Here is a 7538-nt window from a genome sequence, read left to right on the forward strand (position 1 = left end):
GGGCAGCAGCGGCGCGGGCGGCACGCTGGCCGTGGACGTGCGCGGCGGCGGCCTGGAAATCCTGGGCCCGGGGCAGGCGCCGGCCCTGGCCGGCCCTGGCGTGGCGGTCTCGGCCGACGCGCTCAATGCCTTGCGTCCGGCCCGCATGGTGCTGGGCGGCGTGATAGGCGCCTCCACCCAAGCCGATTCGCTCGGCGCGATCAGCCTGGGCGGCGACTCCCAGCGCGTGCTGGTGCGGGGCGGCGCCCGCCTGTACGCGCCGGAGCTCGTGCTGCTGGCGCCCTCCAACGGCAATATCACCGTTGAGCAGGGGGCCGTCCTGTCCACCGTCGGGCTGGGAGCGGCGCCGCAGGACGCGCGTGGCGGCTATTACTACTCGCTCCAGTCCAACGGCGCGCTGGTCCTGTCCAATGGGCTGGTCAACCTGCGGCCCCCGGCGCAGGATGGCCGCGTGGCCATCGACATCGGCGCCTGCGCCGGCGTTTGCACGGGAACCACGCGCCTGGTATCGGAAGGCACGATTGGCGCGGCCACCAACGGCGCCTTCACCTTGCGCGACAACGTCGAGTACGGCACGCGCAACCTGATGCTGAGCGTGTCCGGCCTGAACCTGGGTTCGCCACAGGCGCTGGCCCAGGCTGCGGCGGCAGGACAACTGCCGCCCGGCCTGGCGCTGGACCAGGAGGCCCTGGCGCGGCTGCTGCGCGGCAATACGGCGCTGGGCGCGCCCGCGCTGGAAAGCCTGATCCTCAATGCGGGAGAGTCCATCAACGTCTATGGCGCGGTGACGCTGGACACGCGCGCCGCGGCCGGACCCTCCGCCTTGCGGCGGCTGGTGCTGGGCGCGCCGGCCGTGTATGGCTACGGCGCGGCCGGCGACACGGCGCGCATCAGCGCGCCGGAAGTCGTCTGGGCGGGTTCCGTCCAGGCCACGCCGGCCGGCAATGTGCCGCTGGGCTACGACACGCCCGCCGCGCCGGGCGGCGCGGTGCTGGACCGCCTGGGCGACGGCAGCCTGACCATCGCGGCCGACGTCATCCGCTTCGACTATTCGCCCTACACCCTGCCGGCCTCGCTGGTGCCGGCCAACCGCCTGGCGCTGGGCTTTGCCGCGGTCAACCTGGAGGCGGCCCGGATGATCACGGGCGGGTCGACCGGCAACCTGCAGGTCTACCACAAGCAGAACGGCTACGTGGCGGGCGAAGGCTGGCGCTACCAGGGCGGCGATCTGACGCTGCGCACGCCGCTGTTGACAGGCGAGGCGGGCGCGACGCTGGCGTTGCGCGCCGGCGGCACGCTGGCGCTGACGGGCACCGGCGCCGTGGCGCCGGCCCGCGATGTGCTGGGCGCCACGCTCGACCTGAAGGCGCGGCGCGTGACGCTCGATTCGACCGTGGCGCTGCCGTCGGGCAAGCTGAGCGTCAAGGCCGACGAGGACATCACGCTGGCGGGCGGCGCGCGCATCGACCTGTCGGGCCGCGCTTTCACGGCCTACGACGCGGTGCGCTATAGCTGGGGCGGCGACCTCGAACTGAACAGCGTGGCCGGCAACATCGTCCAGGCCGCCGGCTCGGTCATCGACCTGTCGGCGCGCAACCAGCGCGGCGGCCGCATGCAGGCCGTGGCGCTGGGCGCGGCGGGCGGCCGCGTGGCGCTGGACGGCGCCGTGCTGGGCGGGGCCAGCGGCGAGCGCGATGCCGGCGGCACGCGCGTACCCTATGACGGCGCCGAGATCACCCTGCGCGCGCAGACGCTGGCGGATTTCGCTGGCCTGAATCAACGTCTGAATCAGGGCGGCGTCACCGGCGCCCGCCGCTTCCAGGTCAAGCAGGGCGACCTGGTGGTGGGCGACGAGGTGCGCGCGCGCATGGTCGAAATCAGCGTCGACGGCGGCAGCCTGACGGTCAATGGACGCATCGACGCCAGCGGGCGGCAGGTCGGCAGCATCCGCCTGGCGGCGCGCGACGACCTGCGCATCAACGGCCTGCTGGACACGCATGGCGAACGCCTGCGCCTGGACAGCTATGGCAAGGTCATCGACGCCGCCAACCGCGCCATCATCGAACTGACCTCGCGCGACGGCACGCTGGCGCTGGACGCCGGCGCGCGCTTCGACCTGCGCGCCGGCACCGACGACCCGAGCCGCCTGGGCGGCCGCCAACTCGGCACGCTCGACCTGAATGCGCGCCGCCTGGGCGGCGGCGCGGAACGCGGCGCGATTGCCGGATCGGGCGATGGCGCCAATGACGTGGCCATCCGCATCACGGGCACGCCGCAGATCCTGGGCGCCAAGACCGTCGCCGTGAACGCCTTCCGCCGCTACGATGACGCGCCGCTGGCGCCCAGGCCCGACGTCAGCGGCAAGACGCCGCAACTGATCACGCAGGCCTACCTGGACGGCATCGATGGCGAGAGCGTGGCCTACATGAACGCCGCGCTCGGCAATGGCGCGCTGACCGCCCGGCTGGCGGCGCTGGGCCCGTATCACCTGCGGCCCGGCGTCGAGATCGTCAGCGCCACGCCCGATGGCAATCTGACGGTATCGGGCGACATCGACCTGTCGAACTACCGCTACGGCCCCAACGCCAACCGCGCGGTGGCCGCGCTGCGCGGCTACGGCGAGCCCGGCAAGCTGGTGCTGCGCGCCGGCGGCGACCTGGCCATCCACGGCAGCATCAACGACGGCTTCGCGCCGCCGCCCGAGACCATCGACGACAGCGGCTGGAAGCTGGTCGAAGGGCGTTTCCTGGACAATGGCCAGACGCCGTTCGGTGAAGACCTGGTGGTGCCCATCGATGGCGTCCAACTGGAAACGGGCACCATCTTCCCGGCCGGCCGGGCGCTGAACTACGACCTGCCGGCGCAGGCCGCCACGCTGCCGGCCGGCACCGTGCTGCCGATGGCGGCGACGCTGAACGGCCCGCTGGCGCTGCCCGCCGGCCTGGTGCTGACCGGCGACCTGACGCTGGCCGACGGCCGCGTGCTGCGCGCCGGCACGGTGCTGCAGGAGGCGCTGGCGCTGGGCGCGGGCGCCCGCCTGGGCGCGGGCTTCACGCTGCGCAACGAGGCGGCGCTGCAGGCCTTCACCTGGCCCAAGGGCGTGCCGCTGCCGGCGGCGCTCAAGGCCAGCGCGCGCCTGGAGCTGGCGCGCGGCTCGCTGATCCCGTCGCAGACTTTCATCGAACTGCCGGGCCATCAACCCATCAACCTGCGGCCGGTCGGGCCGGATGGCCGCCAGGGCCGCAACTGGGCGCTGGCGCCGATGCTGGGCGAAGGCGCCAGCGCCTGGAGCCTGATGGCGGTGGCGGGCGCGGACCTGACGGCGGCCGACATGGCGGCGCGCCGCGCCGACGGGCAGGGCGACATCATCCTGGCGGACACGCATTACGGCCGGCTGGGCTTTGGCACCAAGACCATCACCAGCGTATTCATCGGCGACCGGGGGCTGACACAGACCGCCATCGACGAGTTGGGATTGGACCAGTCCCTGCTGGGAACCTCGCCAAAGCCCATTGCCGAAAGCTTCTTCATGAGCGAGGACGACTTCTGCAACGGCACGGGCTACTGCGAGGCGGCTTCGCGCACGCTGACGCTGGAGGGGGCGCTGCTGTACTTCGGCGACCCGGCCTACGTCGGCTATTCGGTCAGGAAGCTGGCGCAGGAATGGTTCATGGATGAGAACGAGGTGTGCTTCGACGTCAGCTATTGCGCAGGCGGCGGCCGCACCGAGACCACGGTGAAGCGCGACTACCGCTACGGCGACCGCGCGCCGCTGTTCAGCGTGCTGCGCACCGGCACCGGCGACCTGTCGCTGCTGGCCGGGCGCGATGTCGGCATGGCGTCGGTCTACGGCGTGTACACGGCCGGCGCGCCCTCGTCGCTGGGGGCGCCGCTGGACGCGCGCTTCAACCTGCCGCGCGGCACGACCGACGATGACGCCGTGCTGGGCACCATCCAGCACGACGGCAAGTACGACGCGGCGCTGGCCGCCTATCGCGCCTGGTACCCGGACCAGGGCGGCAACCTGACCGTGGCGGCGGGGCGTGACATCTACGGCGATGCATGGAGCGCGAATTCCATGAACGCCCAGCGCTATGGCACTCAGGATGTCGAATACACCAAATACCCCAGCGCCGCGCTCAGCAACTGGCTGTGGCGCCAGGGCAGCGTGGGCATGCCGGGCGTGAACGACATCGCGTCGAGCTGGTGGATCAATTTCGGCACGTACGCGGCCAATGCCTCGACCAACAGCCAGCAGCCGCGGGTCGTGGGTTTCACCGGCTTCGGCACCCTGGGAGGCGGCAATCTCAGCATCAGCGCCGGACGCGATGCCGGCGTGCGCGATGCGCGCGGCGACGCGCTGCTCAACAACAATCTGGCATCCGGCCGTTCGCAGGCCCTGGTGGCTGTGGTGGCCGGCACCGGCCGGGTGGTCGACGGCGACCTGGTGTTGACCGGCGGCGGCGACATGGATCTGCGCATCGGCGGCGCGTACAACCCCAATCTGCGCGCGATGCAGCAGACCGACGGCAGCGCTGGCACCGGCACCGGCCATGCCGGCAACTTCGAGGATGTCGATCTGAACGGGCTGCTGGTCAATCTGCGCGGGCAACTGGCGCTGACGGCGGGCCGCGTCGGCGGCATCTCGCTGTTCTATGGCGACGGCGCTCAGCTACGCGCGCCCGATATGTCCGCGGTGGGCGGCGGCAAGCCCATGGGCGGGCCGCGCCTGCTGCTGGGCGATGCGGTGGCCTCGCTGGATACTCGTGGCGACCTGGTGCTGGCCGACGCGCCGGACCCCGGCCGCGTGCGCCAGATCAACACCAGCCCCTACACCCAGGGCAGCCTGTCCAAGGGCGGCGGCGCCGAAAGCTGGTTCACGTTGTGGACGCCGGCCACGGCCATCGACCTGTTCTCGGCGGGCGGCAACCTGACGCCGCTGACCACCAACAATACCTTCAAGCCGGGCACCGACCTGCAGATCGATGAAACGACCCGCGTCGGCGCGCAGCGGCAGGTGAGCTACCTCTATCCGTCCAAGCTGGGCGTGACGGCGGCCGGCGGCAATATCATCCTGGCCGCCACCACGCGCGAGGCGGAAAACGTCAATCACGTGCTGTTGCTGGCGCCGTCGTCCAGCGGTGCGTTGTCAATGCTGGCCGGCGGCTCGATCTTCGCCGCGGGCGCGCATGCGGTGTCGATGTCGGGCACGGATACGCCACTGCCGACACCGTGGCGTCCCGGCTTCATGGCCATCAATGCGGGCGAGAACAACGACCAGACCATCTTCAATGTCTCGGTCGAGGGCAACAAGGTCTGGCAGAACTCGCCCAAGCCGCTTTTCACGTTCGGTCCCAATACGCCATTGGATGCGTCGCCGCGCGAAGGCGGAATGGCAGTGGCGCGCTTCCATGCCGTGGATGGCGATATCGTCGGCCTGCGCGCCGGCGCCGAGACGCGGATCATGACGGATACCTTGCAGGGGCGGCCGCGTACCGTGCTGACCTGGTACGAGGCCGCGCTGCCGGTCTCGGTGCGGGCGGGACGCGACATCCTCGGGATGAGCGCCCTGGGCCTGCACAGCAATGCCAACGACCTGTCGCAGGTGAGCGCCGGGCGCGACATCGTGCGGGCCGACCTGAAGGTGGCCGGCCCTGGCGCGCTGCTGGTGCAGGCCGGCCGCAACATCCGCCAGGATGATGTGGCCAGCGTGGTCAGCCTGGGCGCCGTCGTGCGCGGCGATGCGCGTCCCGGCGCCGATATCGCGGTGCTGGCGGGCGTCGGGCCGCAGGGCCCGGACTACGCCGGCCTGCTGGCGCGCTACCTGGATCCGGCACGCGCGCTGGCCGCGGGCCAGACCCTGGGGGCCTATCCCGATCGCGTGGCGCAGTCCTATGCCGGCGAGCTGTCGCTGGCCGGCTGGCTGCGCCAGGCGTACGGCTACCAGGGCGACGAGTCGGGCGCGGCGGCCGAACTGGCGCGCCGCCAGGGCATGCTGGATGCCGAGGCGGCGGCCGATCCGGCGCGCAAGCGCCGCGACCTGATGCAGGACTATCGCCAGGAAAGCGAGCTGCACCTGGTCAACTGGCTGCGCCTGCATCATGGCTACGCCGGCGGCGAGGACGGCGCGCGCGCCGCGCTGGACGCGCTGGCGCCCGCGCAGCAGGGCCTCTACGCGCGCCAGTTGTACTTCGCCGAATTGCGCAAGGGCGGCCGCGAGTACAACGAGCAGGGCGGCCCGCGCACCGGCAGCTACCTGCGCGGCCGCCGCGCCATCGCGGCGCTGTTCCCGCAGACCGACGCCGAAGGCGCGCAGCGCCTGTACCAGGGCGACTTCACCATGTATGGCGGCGCCGGCCTGCGCACTCTGTTCGGCGGCAACATCCAGGTGCTGACGCCGGGCGGCCAGCAGGTGCTGGGCATCGAAGGCGCGGCGCCGCCGGCGACGGCGGGCGTGGTGACGCAGGGCCAGGGCGACATCCAGCTCTATGCGCTGGGCAGCGTGCTGCTGGGCCAGAGCCGCATCATGACCACCTTCGGCGGCCACATCCAGGCCTGGTCGGCCGAGGGCGACATCAACGCCGGCCGCGGCGCCAAGACCACCGTGCTCTACACGCCGCCCAAGCGCGTCTACGACGCCCTGGGCAACGTCACCCTGGCGCCCACGGCGCCGTCGACCGGCGCCGGCATCGCCACGCTGGCGCCGATCGCCGAGGTGCCGGCGGGCGACGTCGACCTGATCGCGCCACTGGGCACCATCGACGCGGGCGAGGCCGGCATCCGCGTGTCGGGCAACGTCAACGTCGCGGCGCTGCATGTGGTCAATGCGGCCAACATCCAGGTGCAGGGTGACAGCAAGGGCATTCCGGTGACGGCGGTGGTCAACACCGGCGCGCTGGCCTCGGCCAGCGCGGCGTCCTCGGCCGCGTCCGGCGCGGCCGAGGATTCGGCGCAGCGCGCCCGCCAGCAGGCGCGGCAGAACCAGCCGTCCGTCATCAGCGTGCAGATCCTGGGCTATGGCGAGGAACCGCTGGCCGGCGCCGGCGCCGCGCCGCAACCGCGCGCGGCCACGCCGTCCTACCGTCCCGACGGCGTGGTGCAGGTGCAGGGCGTGGACAGCGGCGGTTGACGCCGGGGGGCGGGCGGTCGGCAAAAAGCCGGCTGCCAGTCACGCCATCGTCATGAAGATGGCGCGTGAAAAACGGCTCAGGGCCCGGCGAAAACCGGGCCCTGATGCTTTTCCGCGCGGTTTCTCTCCGGGCCCGCGCTGTTTCATGAAATTTTTCTTACAACGCGCAGTCCGCGCCGCCCGGGAACGTCTAGTAACAAGCAGAAGCTGTAGACGCGGGTATGCGGGCAGAAAACCGTAACGGGATTGTCGTAAACGCGCTGCACGGTAGCGGCCGGTGCCAGACCGGCTATCACACAAGGAACTGAGTGCATCGCTATGCATGATTTCGAGAGCAGGGGCGGCGCGCTGCGCGCCATGATGCGCGGCGCGCCGGTGGCGGCGGCGCTGGCGCTGGCCGCGAGCGTGG

Annotated in this window: 1 protein-coding gene; it reads left to right on the forward strand. The window is 71.8% G+C overall.

What is annotated here, in order from left to right; all coding sequences use genetic code 11:
* Positions 1 to 7129: filamentous hemagglutinin family protein (locus tag HV783_RS28915; protein WP_175190319.1), on the forward strand; the 7129-nt coding region annotated here is incomplete at its 5' end.
* Positions 7130 to 7538: the final 409 nt, after the last annotated feature.

This window comes from Achromobacter dolens (assembly GCF_902859745.1).
GTDB lineage: Bacteria > Pseudomonadota > Gammaproteobacteria > Burkholderiales > Burkholderiaceae_B > Achromobacter > Achromobacter dolens.